This window comes from Xanthomonas sp. JL1, assembly GCF_038405005.1.
This window is the reverse complement of record NZ_JBBYGR010000025.1, coordinates 1-24,226: the sequence shown is the minus strand read 5'-3', so window position 1 is coordinate 24,226 and position 24,226 is coordinate 1. Positions and strand designations below refer to the sequence as shown.

Annotated in this window: 19 protein-coding genes and 3 pseudogenes; 12 read left to right on the top strand and 10 right to left on the bottom strand. The window is 61.9% G+C overall.

All coding sequences use genetic code 11. The features are described 5' to 3' along the window. The first annotated feature begins 1 nt into the window (after position 1). The 3 genes from WJW29_RS05685 to WJW29_RS05675 are packed head-to-tail and all read left to right on the top strand — an operon-like array spanning position 2 to position 2,414. Positions 2-844 (top strand): ABC transporter ATP-binding protein, encoded by an 843-nt coding sequence (locus WJW29_RS05685; RefSeq protein WP_011257689.1) that lies wholly within the window; start codon positions 2-4, stop codon positions 842-844. 2 nt (positions 845-846) lie between these two features. After that, the gene (locus WJW29_RS05680; protein WP_011257688.1) at positions 847-1,773 is read left to right on the top strand and encodes an MlaD family protein; all 927 of its coding nucleotides are present in this window, start codon (positions 847-849) and stop codon (positions 1,771-1,773) included. Further along, positions 1,770-2,414, top strand: a complete 645-nt coding sequence (locus tag WJW29_RS05675) for an ABC-type transport auxiliary lipoprotein family protein (RefSeq protein ID WP_011257687.1) — start codon at positions 1,770-1,772, stop codon at positions 2,412-2,414. The genes WJW29_RS05680 and WJW29_RS05675 overlap by 4 nt, the downstream gene beginning before the upstream one ends. Before the next feature lie 550 nt (positions 2,415-2,964). Here WJW29_RS05675 and WJW29_RS05670 read toward each other — a convergent pair. Then, complete coding sequence (locus WJW29_RS05670) at positions 2,965-3,573, bottom strand: alpha-ketoglutarate-dependent dioxygenase AlkB (RefSeq protein WP_011257686.1); 609 nt, start codon at positions 3,571-3,573, stop codon at positions 2,965-2,967. A gap of 115 nt (positions 3,574-3,688) precedes the next feature. On the opposite strand from WJW29_RS05670, the gene WJW29_RS05665 reads away from it, so the two are divergent. Together WJW29_RS05665 and WJW29_RS05660 are read left to right on the top strand one after the other, a co-directional pair. After that, the gene (locus WJW29_RS05665; protein WP_012446093.1) at positions 3,689-5,338 is read left to right on the top strand and encodes an electron transfer flavoprotein-ubiquinone oxidoreductase; all 1,650 of its coding nucleotides are present in this window, start codon (positions 3,689-3,691) and stop codon (positions 5,336-5,338) included. Further along, positions 5,335-6,498 (top strand): annotated as a pseudogene (locus tag WJW29_RS05660) (glycoside hydrolase family 99-like domain-containing protein); the annotation flags it as partial. The gene WJW29_RS05665 and the pseudogene WJW29_RS05660, both read left to right, overlap by 4 nt. Before the next feature lies 1 nt (position 6,499). Here WJW29_RS05660 and avrBs3 read toward each other — a convergent pair. Beyond that, positions 6,500-10,213, bottom strand: coding sequence for a type III secretion system effector avirulence protein AvrBs3 (gene avrBs3 / locus WJW29_RS05655; protein ID WP_223138327.1), 3,714 nt, complete (start codon positions 10,211-10,213; stop codon positions 6,500-6,502). 2 nt (positions 10,214-10,215) lie between these two features. On the opposite strand from avrBs3, the pseudogene WJW29_RS05650 reads away from it, so the two are divergent. Beyond that, positions 10,216-11,136 (top strand): annotated as a pseudogene (locus WJW29_RS05650) (rhamnan synthesis F family protein); the annotation flags it as partial. A gap of 57 nt (positions 11,137-11,193) precedes the next feature. On the opposite strand, the gene WJW29_RS05645 reads toward WJW29_RS05650, so the two are convergent. Beyond that, on the bottom strand, positions 11,194-11,823 hold the full coding sequence (locus WJW29_RS05645; RefSeq protein WP_011257683.1) for a CoA transferase subunit B: 630 nt from the start codon (positions 11,821-11,823) through the stop codon (positions 11,194-11,196). Next, entirely contained in the window at positions 11,823-12,554 is a 732-nt protein-coding gene (locus tag WJW29_RS05640; protein ID WP_011407617.1) for a CoA transferase subunit A, read from the bottom strand. Before WJW29_RS05640 ends, WJW29_RS05645 begins: the two co-directional genes overlap by 1 nt. 133 nt (positions 12,555-12,687) lie before the next feature. On the opposite strand from WJW29_RS05640, the gene WJW29_RS05635 reads away from it, so the two are divergent. Both WJW29_RS05635 and WJW29_RS05630 read left to right on the top strand, forming a co-directional pair. Beyond that, positions 12,688-14,034 (top strand): phosphomannomutase/phosphoglucomutase, encoded by a 1,347-nt coding sequence (locus WJW29_RS05635; RefSeq protein ID WP_011407616.1) that lies wholly within the window; start codon positions 12,688-12,690, stop codon positions 14,032-14,034. Between the two features lie 46 nt (positions 14,035-14,080). Further along, entirely contained in the window at positions 14,081-15,484 is a 1,404-nt protein-coding gene (locus WJW29_RS05630) for a mannose-1-phosphate guanylyltransferase/mannose-6-phosphate isomerase (RefSeq protein WP_011257680.1), read from the top strand. A gap of 116 nt (positions 15,485-15,600) precedes the next feature. On the opposite strand, the gene rfbD is transcribed toward WJW29_RS05630, so the two are convergent. The 4 genes from rfbD to rfbB are packed head-to-tail and all read right to left on the bottom strand — an operon-like array spanning position 15,601 to position 19,058. After that, the gene (rfbD, locus tag WJW29_RS05625) at positions 15,601-16,509 is read right to left on the bottom strand and encodes a dTDP-4-dehydrorhamnose reductase (RefSeq protein ID WP_011257679.1); all 909 of its coding nucleotides are present in this window, start codon (positions 16,507-16,509) and stop codon (positions 15,601-15,603) included. Then, positions 16,506-17,063 carry a dTDP-4-dehydrorhamnose 3,5-epimerase gene (gene rfbC, locus WJW29_RS05620; RefSeq protein ID WP_011257678.1) on the bottom strand — a complete coding sequence of 186 codons (558 nt, stop codon included), beginning with the start codon at positions 17,061-17,063 and terminating at the stop codon, positions 16,506-16,508. Before rfbC ends, rfbD begins: the two co-directional genes overlap by 4 nt. Then, entirely contained in the window at positions 17,060-17,947 is an 888-nt protein-coding gene (gene rfbA / locus WJW29_RS05615; protein ID WP_011407613.1) for a glucose-1-phosphate thymidylyltransferase RfbA, read from the bottom strand. Before rfbA ends, rfbC begins: the two co-directional genes overlap by 4 nt. Before the next feature lie 55 nt (positions 17,948-18,002). Then, on the bottom strand, positions 18,003-19,058 hold the full coding sequence (gene rfbB, locus WJW29_RS05610) for a dTDP-glucose 4,6-dehydratase (RefSeq protein ID WP_011407612.1): 1,056 nt from the start codon (positions 19,056-19,058) through the stop codon (positions 18,003-18,005). 225 nt (positions 19,059-19,283) lie between these two features. Between rfbB and WJW29_RS05605 the strand changes: the two genes are divergently transcribed. From WJW29_RS05605 to WJW29_RS05590, 4 genes are all read left to right on the top strand, one after another. After that, positions 19,284-20,030, top strand: coding sequence for an electron transfer flavoprotein subunit beta/FixA family protein (locus tag WJW29_RS05605; RefSeq protein WP_011257675.1), 747 nt, complete (start codon positions 19,284-19,286; stop codon positions 20,028-20,030). Next, positions 20,030-20,971 (top strand): electron transfer flavoprotein subunit alpha/FixB family protein, encoded by a 942-nt coding sequence (locus WJW29_RS05600; protein ID WP_011257674.1) that lies wholly within the window; start codon positions 20,030-20,032, stop codon positions 20,969-20,971. The genes WJW29_RS05605 and WJW29_RS05600 overlap by 1 nt, the downstream gene beginning before the upstream one ends. Positions 20,972-21,193: 222 nt before the next feature. Further along, a complete protein-coding gene (locus WJW29_RS05595) occupies positions 21,194-22,012 on the top strand; it encodes an ABC transporter permease (RefSeq protein WP_011407611.1) in 819 nt (272 codons plus the stop codon). Further along, positions 22,002-23,315 (top strand): ABC transporter ATP-binding protein, encoded by a 1,314-nt coding sequence (locus tag WJW29_RS05590; RefSeq protein WP_011407610.1) that lies wholly within the window; start codon positions 22,002-22,004, stop codon positions 23,313-23,315. The genes WJW29_RS05595 and WJW29_RS05590 overlap by 11 nt, the downstream gene beginning before the upstream one ends. A gap of 109 nt (positions 23,316-23,424) precedes the next feature. Here WJW29_RS05590 and WJW29_RS05585 read toward each other — a convergent pair. Both WJW29_RS05585 and WJW29_RS05580 read right to left on the bottom strand, forming a co-directional pair. Beyond that, positions 23,425-23,727, bottom strand: a pseudogene (locus WJW29_RS05585) (IS5/IS1182 family transposase); the annotation flags it as partial. A 117-nt stretch (positions 23,728-23,844) separates the two neighbouring features. Then, positions 23,845-24,226, bottom strand: a 382-nt coding sequence (locus tag WJW29_RS05580; protein ID WP_181689904.1) for a transposase, incomplete at its 5' end; no start/stop codon positions are given.

Sequence of the window (24,226 nt, the reverse complement as noted above, 5' to 3'; positions counted from 1 at the left end):
TGTGATCACTCCCGAATCCCCACTGGCCCATCCCGGCCCGGAGACTGACGCCCACGACGATCAGTTGGCGATTTCCGTGCGCGGGCTGACCAACCGGTTCGGTCGCCAGACCGTGCACGAAGACCTGGATCTGGACGTGCGCCGCGGCGAGATTCTGGGCGTGGTCGGCGGTTCGGGCACGGGCAAATCGGTGTTGATGCGCAGCATCCTGGGCCTGCGCGAGCCGGATGCCGGCAGCATCCACGTGCTCGGTGCGGATGCACGCTCGGGCCGGTTCGCCGACCGCCAGCACATCACCCGCAATACCGGCGTGCTGTTCCAGGACGGGGCGCTGTTTTCATCGATGACCGTGGGCGAAAACGTGCAGGTGCCGTTGAAGGAACACCACGGGGAGTTCCCGGAGCGCTGGTATTTCGAGCTGGCGCTGCTGAAGATCAAGCTGGCCGGTTTGCCGGCCGATGCGCTGGACAAGCTGCCCTCGCAATTGTCCGGCGGCATGCGCAAGCGTGCCGGACTGGCACGTGCATTGGCGCTGGATCCGCCGCTGCTGTTCCTGGACGAACCCACCGCCGGGCTGGACCCGATCGGCGCGGCCGCCTTCGACCGCCTGATCCGCACCCTGCAGCAAGCCCTGGGCCTGACCGTGTTCCTGATCACCCACGACCTGGATACGCTGTACGCCATCTGCGACCGCATTGCGGTGCTGGCCGATCGCAAGGTGATCGCCAACGCGCCGCTGTCCGAGGTCGAGCAGATCGATCACCCCTGGATCCAGGACTATTTCCACGGTCCGCGCGCCCGCGCTGCGCGCGCGGCCAAGACCGACTCCACCGAGACCGCCTGAGCATGGAAACCAAAGCCAATTACGTCCTGATCGGCGCCTTCACCATCGTGGCCGGGCTGGCCCTGCTGCTGTTCGGTTTATGGGCCGCCAAGTACTCCTCCGACCGCACTTGGCAGCAGTACCGGGTGGTGTTCCGCGAGGCGGTGACCGGCCTGTCGGTCGGCAGCCCTGTGCAGTACAACGGCATCGCGGTCGGCTCGATCACCGAGCTGACCCTGGCGCCGAACGACCCACGCCAAGTGGTTGCGCTCGTGCGGGTCAATTCGACCACGCCGATCAAGAGCGACACCCGCGCCAAGCTGGCCATCACCAGCCTGACCGGCCCGTCGATCATCCAGCTCTCCGGAGGCACGCCCGAAGCGCCGGCGCTGACCACCATCGACAAGAGCGATGCGCCGATCATCCAGACCACGCCCTCGGCGCTGCAGAACATCACCGACACCGCCAACCGCATCGTCGAACGCATGGACCAGATGCTGTCGGACAAGAACGTGGCCAGCATTTCGGCCACGCTGCAGAACCTGGAAAAGATCAGCGGCGGCATCGCCGATCACGACGACGGCATGCAGGCGCTGATCGTCAGCGCACGCGACGCCGCGCGTAATCTGGACACCACCCTGACCACCACCAATGGCACCATCAAGCGGCTGGATCAGAACCTGGTGCAACAGCTGCCGGGCATTCTGGAAAAACTCGACGCCACCCTGGTCAAACTGGATTCTGCCGCCGGCAACGCCGACAACATCCTTGGCGAGAACCGCGCCGCCATCAATAGTTTTGCCAATGATGGGCTGGGTCAGCTCGGCCCCACACTGACCGAGTTGCGCGGCCTGATCCGCGATCTGCGCCGGGTCAGCGACAAACTGGACAACAACCCTGCGCGCTACCTGCTCGGCCGCGACGCACCCAAGGAGTTCGAACCGAAATGACTGCCATGCGCCTGTTGCGTCCCTTGCTGTGCGTCTCGTTACTGGCGCTGGGCGGCTGCTCAGTCCTGACCGGCGGCGACCAGAAGCCGGCCACGATCTATTCGCCCACCGTGCGGGTCAGCCCGAATCCGGCATGGCCACAGGTGGCATGGCAGCTGGTGGTGGCCAAGCCCAGCGCCGCACGCATCATCGACAGCCCGCGCATCAATGTGCGCCCGACCCCTGGCGAATTGCAGGTCTATCAAGGCGTCGGCTGGGCGCAGCCAGCCACCGACATGCTGGAAGACAACGTGGTGCGCGCCTTTGAAGACTCTGGCAAGATCGCCGCGGTGGCCCATATCGGTACCGGCATCCGCTCCGATTACAAGCTGGCAATCGACCTGCGCCGCTTCGAATCCGATTACGCCAGCCAGTCGCTGCCGTCGGCAACGATCGAGTTCAATGCAAAACTGCTGCATTCGACCGATCAACGCGTGGTCGCCTCGCGCACCTTCCTGGTCGCACGCCCGTCCACCAGCACCGATACCGCCGCCGTCGCCGTCGCGTTCGAGCAGGCGCTGACCCAGGTCACCACCGAACTGGTCGGCTGGACGCTGACCACTGGGCAACAGGACAGCCAGCACTTGCCGCGGTCGTTGTAAGCGCAAGCGACCGACAGACTGAAAGCAGCTGACAGACGACTTCACGCCGGTCTACTGCAGAGCGGCTGATCTGTGCCGTGGCTGCAGGGCCCTTGCCCGCCCACCATCGCGGGACACGCTGCACGTACGTCCCTGTAAGTGTCTTGGCGGCATCCATGCCGCCAAGGGTGCCGCGACGGTGAGCGGACAAGGACCAGTCGAAAGGGGCAGTGCGCGCAGCTTTCAAAAAAGCAGCCAGCGGCGACTCGACGCGGTCTGCTCGTTCTTGAACACGGCAGCCAGTGGATTGTCTGGGCGCGGCGTCCGCGCTCTTCAATAAAGTCACCAATGAACTTTCCGGTGCGCTGTCCTCGCCGATTGCGGGACCGTTGGCGGCATGGATGCCGCCATCTAGCCCCCCATGGATGGGTCCACGGCGTGTCCCGCAAGCGGTGAGGGCACCGCGCACTCGATCCACTCATCGTTTGACCTGGACTGCTGATTGCGCCCACGCAAGCTGCGGCCGACACGCCCACCGGGCTTACCGCCCAGGCGAGCGCGCTACATGTTGCTAGCCGCGTATGGCTGGCACACGCGCACCCGCGACCTGACGAAAGGTCAGATTGATGCGCTCGCCAACCGGCTTCGCGGTGCGCGGCAGGGCGTGTCTGTAGTGGCGCTGGGTCTGGCCGCCCATCAACAACAGATCGCCGTGGCCCAGTTCCAACGCCTGCTTCACCGACGCATCGTCGCGATGCTTGAATGCGAAACGTCGCCTCGCGCCCAGGCTCACTGAGGCAATCAATGGCTGCGCGCCCAGTTCCGGCTCGTCGTCGCTGTGCCAGCCCATCGCATCACTGCCACTGCGGTAGCGGTTAATCAGCACGCTGTTGAACCGGTGACCGGTCTCGTCCTCCAGGCGCAGACGCACTGGCTGCAGCACCTCCAGCCACGGCTGTGGCGAGAAGCGTGTGCCCGAGTAGCGATAACTCGCCTCCGGATCGCCGATCCAACTGCTCAAGCGCGGCGAATCCACCATGCGCCCGAACATTCGGATGCGGTGCAGCTGCCAGTGCGCCTGCACAAGCAGCGCCTGCATCAGCGCATCGGCCTGCGCGTGCGGCAGCCAACCGCGCCACCAGTCGATCTCCGCCCCCGGCAATGCCACCCGAATCTTCATGCGGGCAACGCTAGCACGCAGCCCCGCATGGCGCGGATGAATCGACCCGATTTGCCGCCGTCACATGCAATCCCGGAAAATGGACACCAGCCATCGAGCCAACGGGAGCGGAGCAATGTCGGAAGCGGGAGTGGGCGCACACGCGTCAGAGGCGGTCGAGCGTGACGTCATGGAATACGACATCGTCACCGTCGGTGCCGGTCCGGCCGGGCTGTCGTTCGCGATCCGGCTCAAGCAGCTCGATCCGAACATCAGCGTCTGCGTGATCGAAAAATCCAGCACCATCGGCGCGCATATCCTGTCCGGTGCGGTGATCGAGCCCGGCCCGCTGGATGCGCTGCTGCCAGGCTGGCGCAACAACCCGCCGCCGATTTGCGTCGCGGCCACCGACGACGAATTCTGGTTCCTCGGCAAGGACAGCGCGCGCAAGTTCCCCGTGGTGCCGCCGGGCATGCGTAATCATGGCAACTTCATCGTCAGCCTGGGCGCGATGTGCGCCTGGCTGGCGCCGCAGGCCGAAGCGCTGGGCGTGGAGATCTACCCCGGCTTCGCCGCCGCCGAAACGCTGCACGACGAAAGCGGCCAGGTGGTGGGCGTGCGTATCGGCGATATGGGCATTGCAAAAGACGGTACGCACAAGCCCGGCTACACCGCCGGCATCGACATTCGCGCCAAGGTCACCGTGCTTGCCGAAGGCGCACGTGGCCACCTCACCAAGCGGTTGCTGAAGCGCTTCGACCTCACCGCCGACAGCGACCCACAAGGCTATTCAATCGGCATCAAGGAGTTGTGGCAGGTGCCCGAAGGCCGCGTCACGCCCGGCAAGATCGTGCACACCATCGGCTGGCCCGCCGACAACCGCACCTACGGCGGCAGCTTTGTGTATCACCTGGACAACAACCAGATCGCGCTCGGTTACGTGAGCGGGCTGGATTACAGCGACGCCAACTACCAGCCGTGGGAAGCCTTCCAGCAATGGAAGAACCACCCGATGATCAAGCCACTGCTGGCAGGCGGCAGCATTCTGTCTGCCGGCGCACGCGCACTGGTCAGCGGTGGCTGGCAATCGCTACCGAAGGTGGACATGCCCGGCGCCTTGCTCATCGGCGACACCGCCGGCCTGCTCAACGTGCCCAAGATCAAGGGCACCCACCAAGCCATCCGCAGCGGCATGCTGGCGGCCGAACACCTGGTGCAATCGCAGCTGGCCCCACGGGGATTCGATGCCGCATTGCGCGCCTCTGACGTCATGGCCGAGCTGAAGCAAGTCCGCAACATCAAGCCCGGTTTCAAGAAGGGCCTGTGGTTCGGCCTGCTCAATGCCGCCTGGGAAACCGCGCTCAAGGGCGCCTCGCCGTGGACGCTGAAGAACAAACCCGACTGGTCGGCGCTGCACAAACTCGGCGAGTACGAGCAACCCGAGCGCGACTACGTCACCCGCGACCTCGCACCGCGCGATCGCCTGCAAGCGGTGTATTTCGCCGCCACCGAGCACGATGAAGACCAGCCGGTACATCTGAAGGTACTGGACACCGATGTGTGCGCCACCCGCTGCGTGACCGAATACGACAACCCGTGCACGCGCTTCTGCCCGGCCAACGTCTACGAAATGGTCGCAGACACCGCCAGCCCCTCCGGCAAGCGCCTGCAGATCAACGCGGCCAATTGCGTGCACTGCAAGACCTGCGACATCAAGGACCCGTACGAAATCATCACCTGGGTCACACCGGAGGGTGGTTCGGGTCCGAACTACCAGAATCTGTGAGTTCGCCCGGTCGCTCGCTGCAGTCGCGCCTGCGCACCTATGTTTTCGGACTACTGCGTGCAGGATTTCGTGCGATACCGCTGAGTGACGCAACGCGCGACCGTTGGCGCGGCTGGTTTCTCGACCGACATGCGGGCTGGGTGCCGGAACCGGCGCGGGGTCGTGTACGCCCTAGCAGTTCGCGACGGCCAGCAGTTCGCAGCGACGAAGCGGCGATTGGCTATGTCCCCTACAGCACCGCCACCCTGCCTGAGACGCTTCCTGCGAAACTGATCGCGTTTTATCTGCCGCAATTTCATCCAATCCCTGAAAACGATGCATGGTGGGGCAAGGGCTTCACCGAATGGCGCAACGTCAGCCGTGCGCTTCCCCAGTTCGAAGGCCACCAACAACCCAGGCTGCCGGCAGATCTGGGCTTCTACGACCTTCGCAGCCCCCATGTCATGCGTGGACAAGCGCGTCTAGCACAAGAGTATGGCGTTGGCGCTTTTTGCTTTTACTTCTATTGGTTCGCCGGCAAGACCCTTCTGGAAATGCCGATCACGCAATGGCACGAAGACGCCACCATCACCCTGCCGTTCTGTCTTTGCTGGGCAAATGAAAAATGGGCACGCCGCTGGGATGGCCGCGGCGACGAGATCCTGATCGATCAAGCGCATGATGCGGACGACGATCTGGCCTTTATCGCGCATGTTGCGACTTACATGCGCAATCCCAAGTACCTGCGCGTCGAAGGGCGCCCGGTGCTGTTGGTGTATCGACCACATGTGCTGCCTGAGCCCGCACAGACGGCCGATCGCTGGCGTGGTTGGTGTCGCGATCACGGAATCGGCGAGATTCACCTTGCGTATGTGCAGGGTTTCGAACGTCCCGACCCGCGCGACATCGGATTCGATGCAGCTGTCGAATTCCCGCCGAACATGAGCACGCCACCTTCGGTGGCTGCCCGGCAGCGCTTGATCAATCCAGAATTCAATGGCGATGTACTCGATTGGCGAGAGCTTGCCCGCGACATGGAACAGCGACCGCTGCGCGAGTACACCTTGTACCCTGGCGTAAACCCTGGCTGGGACAATGAGCCACGGCGTTCGGGCAAGGGGCGCATTTATCTGCATGCATCACCGCGCCGCTATCGCGACTGGCTCATGCTTACCGTGCGGATCAGATCGTCCCTCCGACTGAGCCTGACTGAGGCAATAGCTCCATCAACCATGCGAGCTCCTCTTCGTTGAATGCCGGGAAATCATCCGCTGCCCCTGCGAAGGGGGCCGCATCTTGTTCCCACATCACGGTGCTGGACGCTGCCAGGTCGGCAGCGATGGGCGTACCAGGATCCGGGAGGCCGCCCCCGATCCTGGTACGCGGGCGTTTTACCCTCCAGCTGAGGGGCAAATGCAGCGCATCGCGCTGTTCGGGAACGCGCACCTCGAAAGATTGCTGTGTGGAGGGGCCGGTGACAGCACGATCCGATCGGGACCGTTTACGGCTGCTTGCCCGCGTCTGATCTCCCTCGTGCATTGGGCTGGGCGCATCAAGGTCACGCTCCAGCGAATCGGCGAATGCATGCAAAGACGCCTGATCCGGTGTTTGAGCTGAAGTAGGGGACGGTTTGGCCCTTTTCATCCCTGATGCCTGGAGGATACGGTCCCAACGCTGCGAGGCTGGGGGGAGCGTTCCGCAGCGGGCTTCGAATTCGGTGACGCCCACTCTGCGAAAGAGCTGTACCAACCCGTGCCTGCTCATCCCGAACTGCGTCATGGCCTCATCAAATGCGTACGCTGGGTGGGAGTGGCACTGGAAAAACTCCAGCACGCGAACCACTTGCGCGTAGTCGGCAACGCGATGGGACGTGCGTTCGGGAATACGGCGATTGATTCTTCTGATCAATTCCGGCGCGTGCGGCAATCCCTTTTTCACTGCATCCAGGGCAGGACGTCCGCCGAGGCAGGCCAAGGCGACGAGGTGGTCGTTGGTCAACGCGGCCAACGCCGGATCAGGGCGAGATAACTGGGCAACAATGCTCTCCAGCGCCTGCTTGCCGCCGCCATTGCTGGCGATGGCCACCACCTGGGCCGGGGTCAGGCCATGGTCCTGGCACAGCACCGGCAACAGCCGCTGCACCGTCTCCAGCGCCTGCTTGCCGCCATCGTGGCTGGCGATGGCCACGACCTGGTCCGGGGTCAGGCCATGGTCCTGGCACAGCACCGGCAACAGCCGTTGCACCGTCTCCAGCGCCTGCTTGCCGCCATCGTGGCTGGCGATGGCCACCACCTGGTCCAGGGTCAGGCCATGGTCCTGGCACAGCACCGGCAACAGCCGCTGCACCGTCTCCAGCGCCTGCTTGCCGCCAATATTGCTGGCAATGGCCACCACCTGGTCCGGGGTCAGGCCATGGTCCTGGCACAGCACCGGCAACAGCCGCTGCACCGTCTCCAGCGCCTGCTTGCCGCCATCGTGGCTGGCGATGGCCACCACCTGGTCCGAGGTCAGGCCATGGTCCTGGCACAGCACCGGCAACAGCCGCTGCACCGTCTCCAGCGCCTGCTTGCCGCCGCCATGGCTGGCGATGGCCACCACCTGGTCCAGGGTCAGGCCATGGTCCTGGCACAGCACCGGCAACAGCCGCTGCACCGTCTCCAGCGCCTGCTTGCCGCCATCGTGGCTGGCGATGGCCACCACCTGGTCCGGGGTCAGGCCATGGTCCTGGCACAGCACCGGCAACAGCCGCTGCACCGTCTCCAGCGCCTGCTTGCCGCCATTGCTGGCGATGGCCACCACCTGGTCCGGGGTCAGGCCATGGTCCTGGCACAGCACCGGCAACAGCCGCTGCACCGTCTCCAGCGCCTGCTTGCCGCCACTATTGCTGGCGATGGCCACCACCTGGTCCGGGGTCAGGCCATGGGCCTGGCACAGCACCGGCAACAGCCGCTGCACCGTCTCCAGCGCCTGCTTGCCGCCGTTATTGTTGGCGATGGCCACCACCTGGTCCGGGGTCAGGCCATGGGCCTGGCACAGCACCGGCAACAGCCGCTGCACCGTCTCCAGCGCCTGCTTGCCGCCACTATTGCTGGCGATGGCCACCACCTGGTCCGGGGTCAGGCCATGGGCCTGGCACAGCACCGGCAACAGCCGCTGCACCGTCTCCAGCGCCTGCTTGCCGCCATTGCTGGCGATGGCCACCACCTGGTCCGGGGTCAGGCCATGGGCCTGGCACAGCACCGGCAACAGCCGCTGCACCGTCTCCAGCGCCTGCTTGCCGCCGCTATTGCTGGCGATGGCCACGACCTGGGCCGGGGTCAGGCCATGGGCCTGGCATAGCACCGGCAACAGCCGTTGCACCGTCTCCAGCGCCTGCTTGCCGCCGTTATTGTTGGCGATGGCCACCACTTGGTCCGGGGTCAGGCCATGGGCCTGGCACAGCACCGGCAACAGCCGCTGCACCGTCTCCAGCGCCTGCTTGCCGCCGCCATTGCTGGCGATGGTCACCACCTGGTCCGGGGTCAGGCCATGGTCCTGGCACAGCACCGGCAACAGCCGTTGCACCGTCTCCAGCGCCTGCTTGCCGCCGTTATTGCTGGCGATGGTCATCACCTGGGCCGGGGTCAGGCCATGGTCCTGGCACAGCACCGGCAACAGCCGCTGCACCGTCTCCAGCGCCTGCTTGCCGCCACTATTGCTGGCGATGGCCACCACCTGGTCCGGGGTCAGGCCATGGTCCTGGCACAGCACCGGCAACAGCCGCTGCACCGTCTCCAGCGCCTGCTTGCCGCCTATATTGCTGGCGATGGCCACGACCTGGTCCGGGGTCAGGCTATGGTCCTGGCACAGCACCGGCAACAGCCGCTGCACCGTCTCCAGCGCCTGCTTGCCGCCATTGCTGGCGATGGCCACGACCTGGTCCGGGGTCAGGCCATGGGCCTGGCACAGCACCGGCAACAGCCGCTGTACCGTCTCCAGCGCCTGGTTGCCGCCAATATTGCTGGCGATGGCCACCACTTGGTCCGGGGTCAGGTTCAGGGGGGCACCCGTCAGTGCATTGCGCCATGCATGCACTGCCTCCACTGCGGTCACGCCGCCACGTTTTGCAATCTTGAGAAGTTGGCCTGTGTCCAACTGTAACGGCGGACCTCTCAACTCCCTCGCCTCCGTGAGCAAGGCCTCCAGGGCGCGTGCGCCGGACCACTGTTTGCCGACGCCAACGATGTCTTCGTGTGTCGCCTCTGGCAACGCCCTGATTATGTCCTGATACGTGACAGCAACGGTCCCTAACGCTGCCGGGTGTTGGCTGAGCGCAACGATGTGCGCGTGTGTAAACCCATGGCCCACCAGTGCCTCGTGGTGCTGCGCCACTGTCGAACGCACCTTCGGTTTGATCTTCTCTTGCTGCTGCTGACTGTAGCCGAGCGTGCGTAGATCCACCTGCGCGGCCGGCGAAGCGTCGGAGGGTTGCGCCGCACGCCGTCGCGGGGCCGGCTTGGCGCGCGGCGGCCGCGCGGCAGTGACAGCGACACGCACAGTGGGTGGCGGGTCATCGGCTGCACGCAGACCCGATTGCACCTCATCCCACTCTGCTGGGGCAGCCGCTGTATGCGGCGTGCCGACGGCAGGCATCGAATCAAGAAGCGATGTATCAAGAAGCGACGGATCGAACTGACGGAGCAGATCGCTGAAGCTGCCCGCCGAGAACGCAGGCGAGGGTGCAGGGGGAGATGGCAGCCGGGTCCGGGACATCGTCCGCCGAACGGGCAAGCCATCCAGGGGGCCGCCAGCAGGCGGAGTCCCCCCCCGATCTGCAGTCGGCTGAACCCTATCCGGTTGGGGTCCGGGCAGAAGCTCGCGGGCAGGACTTGGCGTGCGCGAACGAATGGGATCCATATCGTCTGAAAAATACAACGCCTGCGCATCGCTTGGTGTTCATCAACGCCTGGAACGAGTGGGCCGAGGGCGCTGTACTCGAACCCGATACTCGCGTTGGCTACGCATGGCTGGACGCGACACGGCAAGCGCTGTTACACACCGCAGAAGTCGTTACCCGATCTGGTCAACACGATGCCTGCGTGGTCTTGCACGCCTGGTACCTCGATGTACTGGACGAAGCGCTTGATGCACTTGCGCACTGCGGGCTATCGCTGCGGCTTGTGGTCACCACCGACATCACCATGGTGACGCAAGTTCGCCAGTGCCTGCAGCAGCGTGGCTTGCAGGCGCAGGTGGAAGGCTTCGAAAATCGCGGCCGCGATATTCTTCCTTTCTTACGGGTTGCCAACCGATTGCTCGACGAAGGCGAGCAGGTGGTCTTGAAACTGCATACAAAAAAATCGACCCATCGCGAGGACGGAGACACATGGCGGCGCGACATGCTCTCTGGCTTGCTCGCGCCACAACACGTCGCTGCAATCGTGCGCGGATTCGCCGAAGATCCTCTACTCGGCCTTGTGGCGCCTGCGCAACACTTGTTACCGGTCACCGACTTTATGGGTGGCAATGCCGATGCGCTCGATTACCTCACTGTCCGCACAGGCACGGATGCAATAAACGCGCACAGCCTGTTCGCGTCCGGCAGCATGTTCTGGGTCAAGCTGGAAGCGCTGCGGCCGTTGTTGGATGCGCACTTGCACCCCAGTGAATTCGAAAGCGAGCAGGGTCAGATCGATGGCACGTTGGCCCATGCGATCGAGCGCTTCCTGGCTGTTGCGGTCGCCCACTCCGGACAGCGTGTCGCAACGATCGAACAACTGTTGGGAATACCGCAACCTGCAACAGCCGAACCTTACCGCTATGCACGCAAGGCGCCCTGAGGCGCCATGCATGTCCCTAGCTGCTCATGAGCTAGTCGCTGCGTAGATAGCTTTCGATCACGCAGCGAATTCAACCCCAGTCTTCTGGCGCAACTCTTCCAGCTCCACACCCTCTGCAGATTCCACCAGTACCAGCCCATCCGCAGTGACATCGAACACGGCGAGATCGGTAATGATGCGATCCACCACGCCGACGCCGGTCAGTGGCAGGTCGCAGTCGCGCAGGATCTTGTGGCTGCCGTCTTTGGCGACGTGCTCCATCAACACCACCACGCGCTTGACGCCGGCCACCAGGTCCATCGCACCGCCCATGCCCTTGACCATTTTGCCGGGCACCATCCAGTTGGCCAGGTCGCCGCGCTCGGTGACCTGCATTGCGCCCAAAATCGCCAGGTCGATGTGCCCGCCACGGATCATCGCGAACGAATCGTGGCTACCGAAATAACTGGCACCGGCACGCGCGGTCACGGTCTGCTTGCCCGCATTGATCAGGTCCGCGTCCACCTCGTCTTCGGTGGGAAACGGGCCAATGCCGAGCAGGCCGTTCTCCGATTGCAGCCAGACATCCACACCGTCGGGGATGTGATTGGCAACCAACGTCGGCAAGCCGATACCCAGGTTGACGTAAGCGCCATCGGTCAGTTCGCGTGCCGCGCGTGCGGCCATGTGGTCTCTGGTCCAGGCCATTACTGCTGTCCTTCGCGCACGGTGCGCTGTTCGATGCGTTTTTCCGGCGTGGCATTGAGCACCAGGCGGTCCACGTAAATACCGGGCAGATGCACCTGATCCGGGTCGATAACGCCCAGCTCAACGATCTCCTCCACCTCGGCAATGCACACGCGACCCGCCATGGCGCAGGCCGGATTGAAATTGCGTGCCGTCTTGCGGAACACCAGGTTGCCCGCGGTATCGGCGCGCCATGCCTTCACCAGCGCCACATCGGCGTGCAGTGCGGTTTCCAGCACGTAGTGCTTGCCGTCGAATTCGCGCGTTTCCTTGCCCTCGGCCACGATCGTGCCGTAGCCGGTGGCCGTATAAAACGCAGCAATTCCCGCCCCGCCCGCGCGCAAACGCTCGGCCAGGGTGCCTTGCGGATTGAACTCCAGCTCAAGTTCGCCTGCCAGGTATTGGCGTTCGAATTCCTTGTTTTCGCCCACATAGGACGAAATCATCTTGCGGATCTGTCGGGTAGCCAATAATTGACCAAGCCCGAAACCGTCGACGCCAGCGTTGTTGGAGATCACGGTCAACCCGGCGACCCCACTGTCGCGTAGGGCTGCAATCAGTGCCTCCGGAATGCCACACAACCCAAAGCCGCCCACTGCCAGGGTCTGACCATCGGCCAGTACCCCATCCAGCGCTGTCTTGGCATCGGCATAGCGTTTGCCGCTTGCCGCACCGCTTACTTCATTGCGCATCACCGCCCTCACCCGCCGATGTGAAGCGCCCATTCTATCCGCTGACTGTTCCCTGCCCCCGGTCGCAATTTCGCCACACCCAAGACACGGCGCAGCCGCTAAACTCGGGCGTCCCCCACTTCAGGATTTGCCCATGACGCTACCCGCCTTCAAGGCCTACGATATTCGCGGCCGCGTGCCGGATGAACTCAACGAGGACTTGGCCCGCCGTATCGGCGTGGCGCTGGCGGCGCAGCTGGATCAGGGGCCGGTGGTCCTGGGCCACGATGTGCGCCTGGCGAGCCCGGCGTTGCAGGAAGCGCTTTCCGCCGGCCTGCGTGCCAGCGGCCGTGACGTGATCGATATCGGTCTGTGCGGCACCGAGGAAGTCTATTTCCAGACCGATTACCTCAAGGCCGCCGGCGGCGTGATGGTCACCGCCAGCCACAACCCGATGGACTACAACGGCATGAAGCTGGTGCGCGAGCAAGCGCGGCCGATCAGCTCGGACACCGGCCTGTTCGCCATCCGCGACACGGTCGCGGCTGATACCGCCGCACCCGGCGAGCCCACCGCCAGTGAGCAGAGCCGCACCGACAAGACCGCGTACCTGGAGCACCTGCTCAGCTACGTGGACCGCAGCACCCTCAAGCCGCTCAAGCTGGTCGTCAACGCCGGCAACGGCGGCGCCGGGCTGATCGTCGATCTGCTCGCGCCGCATCTGCCGTTCGAATTCGTGCGCGTTTTCCACGAGCCCGATGGCAACTTCCCCAACGGCATCCCCAATCCGCTGCTGCCGGAGAACCGCGATGCGACCGCCAAGGCAGTCAAGGACCATGGCGCCGATTTCGGCATCGCGTGGGATGGCGACTTCGATCGCTGCTTCTTCTTCGATCACACAGGCCGCTTCATCGAAGGCTATTACCTGGTCGGCCTGCTTGCCCAAGCCATCCTGGCCAAACAGCCGGGCGGCAAGGTCGTGCACGACCCGCGCCTGACCTGGAACACGGTCGAGCAGGTCGAAGAGGCCGGCGGCATTCCGGTGCTGTGCAAGAGCGGCCACGCCTTCATCAAGGAAAAAATGCGCAGCGAAAATGCCGTCTATGGCGGCGAAATGAGCGCGCACCATTATTTCCGTGAGTTCGCCTATGCCGACTCCGGCATGATTCCGTGGCTGCTGATCGCAGAGCTGGTGTCGCAGTCGGGCCGTTCACTGGCCGATCTGGTCGAAGCACGCATGCAGAAATTCCCCTGCAGCGGCGAGATCAACTTCAAGGTCGCCGATGCCAAGGCATCGGTTGCGCGCGTGATGGAGCATTACGCGTCGCTGTCTCCGGAGCTCGACTACACCGACGGCATTAGCGCCGATTTTGGCGAATGGCGTTTTAATTTGCGCAGCTCCAACACCGAGCCGCTGCTGCGCCTGAACGTGGAAACGCGCGGCGATGCCGCACTGCTGGAAACGCGTACGCAGGAAATTTCCAACCTGCTGCGCGGCTGATTGCCCCCCCCCTCTCCCCTAGACGCACTTTGGAGTTCCCCCGCCCATGAGCGACGTCCTACCCATTATTTTGTCCGGCGGCTCCGGCACGCGTCTGTGGCCGCTGTCGCGCGAGTCCTACCCAAAGCAGTTCCTGCCGCTGGTTGGCGACAAGAGCATGTTGCAGTCCACCTGGCTGCGCGCAGCCCCAGTGGCTGCCCACGCACCGATCTTGGTGGCCAATGAAGAACACCGCTTCATGGCTGCCGAGCAGCTGCAGCAGCTGGGCGTCAAGCCGTCTGCCATCCTGCTGGAGCCCAAAGGCCGCAACACCGCACCGGCGATTGCCGTAGCCGCCCTGGAAGCAACGCGCGATGGTGCCGACCCGCTATTGCTGGTGATGCCGTCCGACCATGTCATCCAGAACGAAGCTGCGTTCCAGGCAGCGGTCACTGCGGCCGCTGCTGCAGCCGAGCAAGGGAAGTTGGTGACCTTCGGCATCAAGCCGACCGCACCTGAAACTGGCTATGGCTATATCAAGGCCGGTACAGGCAATGGAGTCAGCGCGGTGGAGCGCTTCGTCGAAAAGCCCGACCTTGCCACTGCACAGAGTTACCTCGCCAGCGGCGAGTACTACTGGAACAGCGGCATGTTCCTGTTTCGCGCGTCGCGTTATCTGGAAGAACTGCGCAAATTCCATCCCGCCATTGTCGATGCCTGCCAGAAGGCATGGGAAAACGGCAAGCGCGATGCGGACTTCACCCGTCTGGACAAGGACGCCTTCGCCGCCAGCCCGTCGGATTCGATCGACTACGCGGTGATGGAAAAGACCGCCGACGCGGTTGTGGTGCCATTGGACGCCGGCTGGAACGACGTTGGTTCGTGGTCCTCGCTACTGGATGTTTCCAAGCAGGATGCGCAAGGCAACGCGCATCATGGCGATGTGATCCAGCTCGATTGCAAGAACACCTATGCCTACGGTTCGCGCCTGATCGCCATGGTGGGGCTGGAGGATGTGGTGGTCGTCGAGACGCCGGATGCCGTGCTGGTCGGTCACCGCGACCGCATCCAGGTGGTCAAGGATGTGGTCAGCCAGATCAAGACAGCTGGTCGTTCCGAGGCCACTTGGCACCGCAAGGTCTATCGTCCGTGGGGCGCTTACGACTCCATCGACATGGGCCAGCGTCACCAGGTCAAGCGCATCACCGTCAAACCCGGTGCGGTGCTGAGCCTGCAGATGCATCACCACCGCGCCGAGCATTGGATTGTGGTGAGTGGCACCGCCGAAGTGACGCGAGGCGAAGAAGTGCTGCTGCTGACCGAAAACCAGAGTACCTACATCCCGCTGGGCGTCACCCATCGCCTGCGCAACCCGGGCAAGTTGCCGCTGGAATTGATCGAAGTGCAGTCCGGCAGCTATCTGGGCGAAGACGATATCGTGCGCTTTGAAGATACCTACGGCCGGGCGTGATCGGTCGTTTGTAAAAGGTTGCGCCGTATAAGCAAACAGCCGGGAATTCCCGGCTGTTTGCTTTCCGGATATCAGGCGCCAGCAGTGACTGCTGTCGTCATTGACCTGCTGTCGAGCTACTTCTTCGTCGCAGACAGCTCGGCAATCACACGCTGCAGGCCAACGCGCCACTCAGGCAGCTCGATACCGAAATCGCCCTGCAGTGTATCGATGGACAACCGCGAATATGCCGGACGCCTGGCTGGCGTCGGATAATCGGCCGTCGTGATCGGCACCACGCGCGGTGCACGCTCCAGCAACCCGGCACTGACCGCCTCTTCGAAGATTGCCTCGGCAAATCCATGCCAGCTGGTCTGGCCAGCCGCGGTGAGATGCCAGGTCCCCGATGTATCGGGCGTGCGCTGACGCAGCAGTTGTGCAGTGACATCGGCAATCAATGCCGCCGACGTCGGTGTTCCGATCTGATCGGCCACCACACGCAACTCGTCCCGCTCCGCCCCTACCCGCAACATCGTGCGCAGGAAGTTCGCGCCATGCGAGGCGTAGACCCAAGCAGTCCGCAGGATCAGATGCTGGGCGCCGGAGGCACGGATGGCCTGCTCGCCGGCAAGCTTGGTTTCGCCGTACACGCCGAGTGGCGACGTCTGCGCGTCCTCGCGATATGGCGCTTTACCCTGCCCGTCGAAGACGTAATCGGTGGAGTAATGCACAAGCGGCACACGATTGGACGCGCACCAGGCTGCGACGACGCCGGGTGCCGTCGCATTGGCACGGGTCGCACCTTCCCGATCCTGCTCGGCACGATCTACCGCCGTGTAAGCGGCGGCATTGACCACACGCGACGGCTTGATTCGATCCAGCAATGCGGTCAGCGTCTCAGGCGCATCGAAGTCTGCTGTTTCACACGCGCTGCCGTCGGGCAACTGGCCACTACGCGTGGTGGCCTGTACGGCGCCATCGACTGCCAGCGCACGCAGCAATTCCGTACCCACCTGCCCATTTGCGCCAAAAACCAGCGTGGTCACGGTGTATACACCGGCAAGCGCTCAGCGGGCACATCGGCCAGAAACGGCGCAGCGGCGTCCTTTGCAGAGAGCAATGGATTGCTGATCGGCCAATCGATACCGATCGCCGCATCATCCCAGCGCACGCCGGCATCGGCCTCCTTCACATACACGTCGGTGCACAGGTAACTGAACACGGCTCGCTCCGACAGCACCGCAAAGCCGTGCGCAAACCCTTCCGGTATCCAGAACTGCTTCTTGTTTTCTGCGCTCAACACCACTGCCGCCCACTGCCCGAAGTTGGGCGAGCCGTGGCGCACGTCGACCGCCACATCGTAGACCTCACCCTCCAGCACGCTGACCAGCTTGCCCTGAGGACGCGGCCACTGGTAATGCAAACCACGCAACACGCCTTTGGCCGAGGTGGAGACATTGCTCTGCACGAACTGCGTCGGCAGACCATGTTGCCCGAAGCGCTCGGCATTCCACGTTTCGAAGAAATATCCGCGCTCATCGCCGAACACTGCCGGCTCGATGACGACACAACCTGGTAAACGCGTTTCGACGATTCTCACGGTACTACTCCTCGCACAGCCAATTCGTGCAAATATTTGCCATAGTCGTTTTTCAGCAACGGGGCAGCCAGACGCTCCAATTGCTCCGCATCGATCCAGCCCTGACCGAACGCGATTTCTTCGGGGCAGCACACCTGCAGGCCCTGACGCATCTGGATGGTCTCGATGAAGTTGGCCGCTTCGTGCAAGGACTGGTGGGTCCCGGTATCCAGCCATGCATACCCGCGTCCCAGCGGCTCAAGATGCAGATCGCCAGCATCGAGATAGCAGCGATTGAGATCGGTAATCTCCAGCTCGCCACGCGGAGAAGGTTTCAAGGCAGCCGCATAATCGCTGGCTTTTCCATCGTAGAAGTACAGGCCGGTGACCGCATAGTTGGAGCGCGGCTTCTCAGGCTTTTCGGCGATATCGATCACTTTGCCTTGCTGGTCGAATTCGGCCACGCCGTAGCGCTCGGGATCGGTGACCCAATAACCGAACACGGTCGCGCCCTGCTCGCGCGCGTCTGCGCGGCGTAACGTTTCGGTCAAACCGTGACCATGAAAAATATTGTCGCCCAATACCAGGCAACTCGGCTTGCCATCGACAAAGTCGCGACCGATCAAATACGCCTGCGCCAACCCGTCCGGGCTGGGCTGCACGGCGTATTGAATGTGAATTCCCCACTGAGAGCCATCACCCAACAAGGATTGAAACAACGCCTGCTCATGCGGCGTATTGATGATCAAAATATCGCGGATACCTGCCAGCATCAGGACGCTCAGCGGGTAATAGATCATCGGCTTGTCGTACACCGGCAGCAGTTGCTTACTGACACCCTTGGTGATCGGATACAGGCGGGTCCCCGAGCCACCGGCCAAAATAATGCCTTTACGTTGCGTCATGAGATAGTTCCTTGTGAGGCCCACACACGGTTGCGCGGGCTCTTGCGGTGGCGCGTTACGCCGAGGCGCCGATCCGTTCCAACCGGTAACTGCCATCCAGCACGCCCTGCACCCAGGCCTGGTTGGTCAAATACCATTGCACTGTCTGCGCGATGCCTTGCTCAAACGTGTAGGAAGGCTCCCAGCCCAGTTCGTTCTTCAGCTTGGAAGCGTCGATCGCGTAGCGGCGATCATGGCCCGGGCGATCCGTCACATAGGTGATCTGGCTCGCACGCGGCTTGCCATCGTCGCGTGGACGGTGCTGATCCAGCAGGGCGCAGATCGCCTGCACGACTTCGATATTCTGGCGTTCTGAATTGCCGCCCACGTTGTAGGTCTCGCCGACCTTGCCCTTCGCCAACACGGTACGAATCGCTTCGCAGTGGTCGCTGACGAACAACCAGTCGCGCACCTGCTTGCCGTCGCCGTAGACCGGCAGCGGCTCGCCGGCAAGCGCTTTGGCGATGACCAGCGGAATGAGCTTTTCGGGGAAGTGGTACGGACCATAATTGTTCGAACAATTGGTGGTCAGCACCGGCAGGCCGTAGGTGTGGTGGAACGCACGTACCAGATGATCCGAGGCCGCCTTGGAGGCCGAATACGGCGAGTTCGGCGCGTAAGGTGTGGTCTCGGTGAACTTACCGGTTTCGCCCAGCGTGCCGTAGACCTCGTCGGTTGAGACATGCAGGAAACGGAAAGCATCGCTGCGCGCGGTAGGCAGCGACTTCCAATAGTCGCGTACTGCTTCGAGCAACGCTAAAGTCCCGACGACATTGGTGTGAATGAATGCGCCCGGACCTTCGATCGAGCGATCCACGTGGCTCTCGGCTGCGAAATTCAGCACCGCGTCTGGCTGGTGTTCCTGCAACAGACGGGCGACCAACATGCCGTCGCCAATATCGCCCTTGACGAAAACGTGGTCCGGATTGCCTTCCAGGGATGCCAACGTGTTCAAGTTTCCCGCATAGGTCAGTGCATCGAGATTGACCACGCGGATCCCACGAGCCACTGCCTCAAGAACAAAGTTGCCACCAATGAAGCCGGCACCGCCGGTTACAAGCCAAGTTGCCAATGCTGATCTCCTGATCGCACGCGAACCGCGCTGCGTTTTCAAACCACACAGGATATACGGTCGAAGCAATACCTGACCTAAGCATTGTCAACCAAGCGTCCAGGTGTTGCGCCGCAGCAACCATACGCAATCGCATGGTTTGCCGAGCCCGGTTAGAATGACCGCACTCCCGAGCCTGCCGTAGCGGCCGGGCCTTCCCGCAATCGCTGAAGGATCTCGTACACGATGAAAATCCTCGTCGCCTACAAGCGCGTGGTGGACTACAACGTCCGCATTCAGGTCAAGCCGGATGGCTCCGGCGTGGTGACCGACGGCGTCAAGCTCTCCCCCAACCCGTTCGACGAAATCGCCCTGGAGGAAGCATTGCGCCTGCGCGATGCCGGGACCGCCACCGAGGTGGTGGTCGCCACCCTGGCGCCGGCCGATGCGGCTGCGCACCTGCGCAACGGCCTGGCCATGGGCGCCAATCGCGCGATCCATGTGGTGACCGACACGGCTGTTCAGCCGCTGACCGCCGCGCGGGCGCTGCTCAAACTGGTCGAGAAGGAACAGCCCGATCTGGTCATCCTCGGCAAGCAGGCGATCGACGACGACGCTAATCAGACCGGTCAGATGCTCGCCACACTCTGGGGCCGCCCACAGGCCACCTTCGCCGGCAAGCTCACTGTTGCCGATGGAAAGGTCACGGTCACGCGCGAGGTCGACGCGGGCCTGGAGACGCTGGAAGTGGACCTGCCAGCGGTGATCACCACCGATCTGCGCCTGAACGAGCCGCGCTTCATCAAGCTGCCGGACATCATGAAAGCCAAGAGCAAGCCGCTGGAAACGCTGGCATTTGCCGACCTCGGCGTGGATGCGCATGACAGCCTGACCACCACCCACTACGCCGCGCCATCCAAACGCAGCCGCGGCGTGATGGTCAAGGACGCCGCCGAACTGGTGGCCGCACTCAAGCAGAAGGGGTTGCTGTAATGGCCAAGGTTCTCGTTGTTGCCGAACATCTCAACGGCCAGCTCAATGCGGCCACCGCCAAGACCCTGAGCGCCGCGCAGGCAATCTCTGCCGAGTCCATCGACGTGGTCGTACTGGCAGCCGACCCGGCCGCCGTTGCAGCGCAGGCCGCACAGCTGGCCGGCGTCGCCCGCGTGCTGACCGTGGCCAACGCCGCCAACGAACACGCCATCGCCCAGGTGCTGGGCCCGCAGATCGTCCAGCTGGCTGGCCAGGGCTATACACATGTGTTCGGCCCCTCGACCACGTTCGGCAAGGACCTGATGCCGGTCGTGGCGGCGCTGCTGGGCGTCAACCAGATCTCCGATTTGATGTCGGTCGAAGACGCGTACACCTTCAAACGCCCGATTTATGCAGGCAACGCCATCATCACCGTCAAAGCGCCAGCAGACCAGATCGTGGTCGCCACGGTGCGCAGCGCCTCGTGGCCGGAAGCCGTCGGCGGTGGAAGTGCGACGGTTGAGTCAGTCACCGTGGATGCTGCGCTACCGACCCACACCCGTTTTGTCGGCTTGGCCACAGGCAGCTCCGATCGCCCCGACCTGCAGAGCGCAAAACGCGTGGTCTCCGGCGGCCGCGGGGTGGGTTCGGCAGAAAACTTCAAGCACATCTACAGCCTGGCCGACAAACTTGGCGCTGCCGTGGGTGCCTCGCGCGCTGCGGTCGATGCCGGTTACGTGCCCAACGAACTGCAGGTCGGCCAGACCGGCAAGATCATCGCCCCTGAGCTGTACATGGCCATCGGCATCAGTGGCGCCATACAGCATCTGACCGGCATCAAGGACGCCGGCACGATCGTGGCGATCAACAAGGACCCGGAGTCGCCGATCTTTGAGATTGCCGATATCGGGCTGGTGGGGGACTTGTTTACGCTGCTGCCGGAGCTTGAAAAAGTGCTGTAACTCCCGCATCACCGCGTTTGCTGAGCGGATTAGTTACCGCCTCTTTTAATCGCCTAAGCAGCTACGCACAGTAGAACACCACGCAGCCTGGATTTGTGACATTCCAAGCTCCACCTGAACATCGACTAAATTGTGGCTCGCTGGCGCCAGCGAGCTCCGATTTAGCAGACAAGAATCATAAACCCGCATTAGACTAGAAAGTCATCCATACGCAGCTTACTGATGGAACCCTACTCCGGTTCACCTAGCAGTCTCCTTCAGAGCCTCATCGCTAATCGAAGGCTCATCAGTGCACTGGCGGTTCGCGAGATATCAGCGCGTTATCGTGGTTCGCTACTTGGTTTCACGTGGGCGCTAATTCAACCCATCTTTATGCTTGCGATCTACACCTTCGTGTTCAGCGAAGTATTTAAGGCCCGCTGGCCTGGCGGGAGTGGAACAAAAACCGAATTTGCACTTGTATTATTTAGCGGTCTGCTTGTCTTTAATCTGTTTTCGGAAGTATTTAACCGCGCACCTCAATTGATTATTGGCAATGCTAATTACGTGAAAAAAGTAGTCTTCCCACTCGAAGTCCTGCCAGTTGTCAGCGTGTTGACCGCAATGTTCGGACTGATTGTCAACCTGATGGTATTGTTGGTATTTTACCTCGCATCTTATGGAGTGCCGCCAGTGACGGCGCTTTTGCTGCCGCTAGCAATTCTGCCGTTAGTTTTGTTTATGATGGGGTTAGCATGGCTACTCTCTGCGCTGGGCGTATTTTTGCGTGATATTGCTCAAATCACCGCCATTATCACTACAGCCATAATGTTTTTAACGCCGATATTTTATCCAATCGACGCCATCCCTCCAACTTTCCGCCCTATCCTTAACATCAACCCTCTGGCGCCAGTTATTGCGCAGATACGTAATGTATTGATTTGGGGCCATGGCCTGAAACCCCTTGAGTATTCTCTCTGCTTAGTAATATCTGCTTTAGTTTTCATTACCGGCTTCGCATTCTTTCAGAGGACCCGAAAGGGGTTTGCCGATGTGCTCTGACATCGCTATCGAAGTAAAAGGTCTGGGCAAGTGCTTTAACGTCTATGACAAGCCTGCACACCGCTTGATGCAAATGCTCTGGCGTGGTCGCCGTCGTTACTACCGTGAGTTCTGGGCGCTGCGCCAAGTAAGCTTTAGTATCCGCCGCGGCGAAACCGTCGGCATTATCGGTCGCAACGGCGCAGGAAAATCGACGTTACTACAGATGATCTGCGGAACCCTAACTCCTACTGAGGGTCAGATCACAGTGAACGGCCGAGTTGCTGCGCTATTGGAATTAGGTGCAGGCTTTAATCCAGAGTTCTCCGGCCGTGAAAATATTTACCTAGCCGCCTCGCTGTATGGTGTGGATAAGAAAACCATCAGCATGCGCATGGAATCAATCGCAACTTTCGCCGACATTGGCGAATTTATAGAGCAGCCGGTTAAAACTTACTCTAGCGGCATGTACGTGCGCCTTGCTTTCGCGCTAATCGCGCATGTTGATGCTGAAATCCTTGTGATTGACGAAGCCTTGAGCGTTGGAGATGCATACTTTCAACAAAAATGCATGCGGTTTTTGGCAAACTTTCAACGCCAAGGCGGTACGCTTCTATTTGTCAGCCACGACATGGGAGCTTTAAATGCTTTGTGCGAATCGGCAGTACTCTTGCGCCGCCGAGGCGAGCACTATCTTTGCGATGTTGGAAGTGCACGGGATATTTCTGCAGTCTACCTGCGCGACTTATATTCTGATCGCACAACTTCAGCCGTTACGCGAGCCTCCCACCCTATCCAAGCAACCTACGATAGTAAGAATATTGAAGCAACTCGATTCCATGCTAGTCCATTTCGTTCCAACGCCGATGGTTTCGGGGCTGGCGGCGCTCGCATCGAATCAGTTGCTTTCCACAACATGCTCGGCGATCCGCTCGTCGAGTTCAACTCCTCCGAAGACATTCGCCTTACAGTAGTTGCACGACTAAACAAGTCACTCAGCTATCCTGCTGTGGGCTTTATGCTTAAGAACAGAAAAGGTCAGTACATCTTGGCAGAAAGCTCCGATAGCTACCTGCGCGAGGAGGCTATAAGCATCCAGGAGGGCTCGGTGCTAACTGTAACCTTCCAGCTACGTCTCCCACGGCTAATTCGGGGTGAGTATAGCCTCGACGTTGCACTGGCTGAGGGACCTGGTGATGATCATGTTCAGCACCATTGGCTACACGATGCAATCGTACTTACCGCGATTAATTCGCAGTTGGTCCACGGAATCTCAGGTGCCCAACCCCTATCTGTTTCTGTCCGCTACTCAAACAGCACCTGACTCCCCGAGTGATGACGTTATGAGCAAGTAGTCGCCCCTGAAAAAACGTTAGACTCAATTTCCAAGTGCAACGCCCTCTCAGCAGCTAGTCGCCCCTGAAAAACCCCTCTCAAACCTCCAGTGCCATGTTTGTGGGCCAGATGGTGCTTGAGTGCGTTGAGGAACGCGCCCGCACCACCTGCAACCAGGCACGCAAAAATGCGATCCAGCGCAGCAGCCAGCGCAGGTTGTCGCCAGCGGCGCAGCCGAGCACGTGCAGTGCATCGCCTTGGGCGCCTTTGAGATGGCAGCGATTCAAGCGGCAGTCCTGTTTCAAATGTCCGATCACCGGCTCTACCGCTTGCCGTCGTTTGATCCAGCGCCATTGCCGCCGTGTCAGCGCCTTGGCTTGGCCGCGATGCAGGATCTGCACCAGGGGATGGCGCAAGTCGATCTGGTTCTCCAGACGCGAACGAAACAGCTCATCGGCAGGCAACTGCTCGGCGGGCAGGCAGGAGGGTCTGTCAAGCCAACTGTGTAACCAGGTTTTTCATAGCGCATTCATCGGCACGCGTTCTTCGCCGAACATCACCTGGAAGCTTTGCAGAGCCGGTTTCCAGTGATGGATGGACCGCCAGTTCTTCGATGCCTCGCGCACGGCCAAAAACAACGATTTGAGCGCCGAATCGTCGTTGGGGAAAATACGCCGGTTGCGGGTGAGCTTGCGCATGACCATGTTCAACGATTCGATGGCATTGGTGGTGTAGATCACCTTGCGGATCTGCGGCACGAACTGCAAGAACGGGATGATGTTGTCCCAGTTGCCCCGCCACAAGCGGACCACCGCACGGTATTTGTCGCCCCACTGCGTGTCCAGCGCCTCCAGTTCCGCCGCCGCTTCTTCCGCCGTGGCCGACTGATAGATGCGCTTG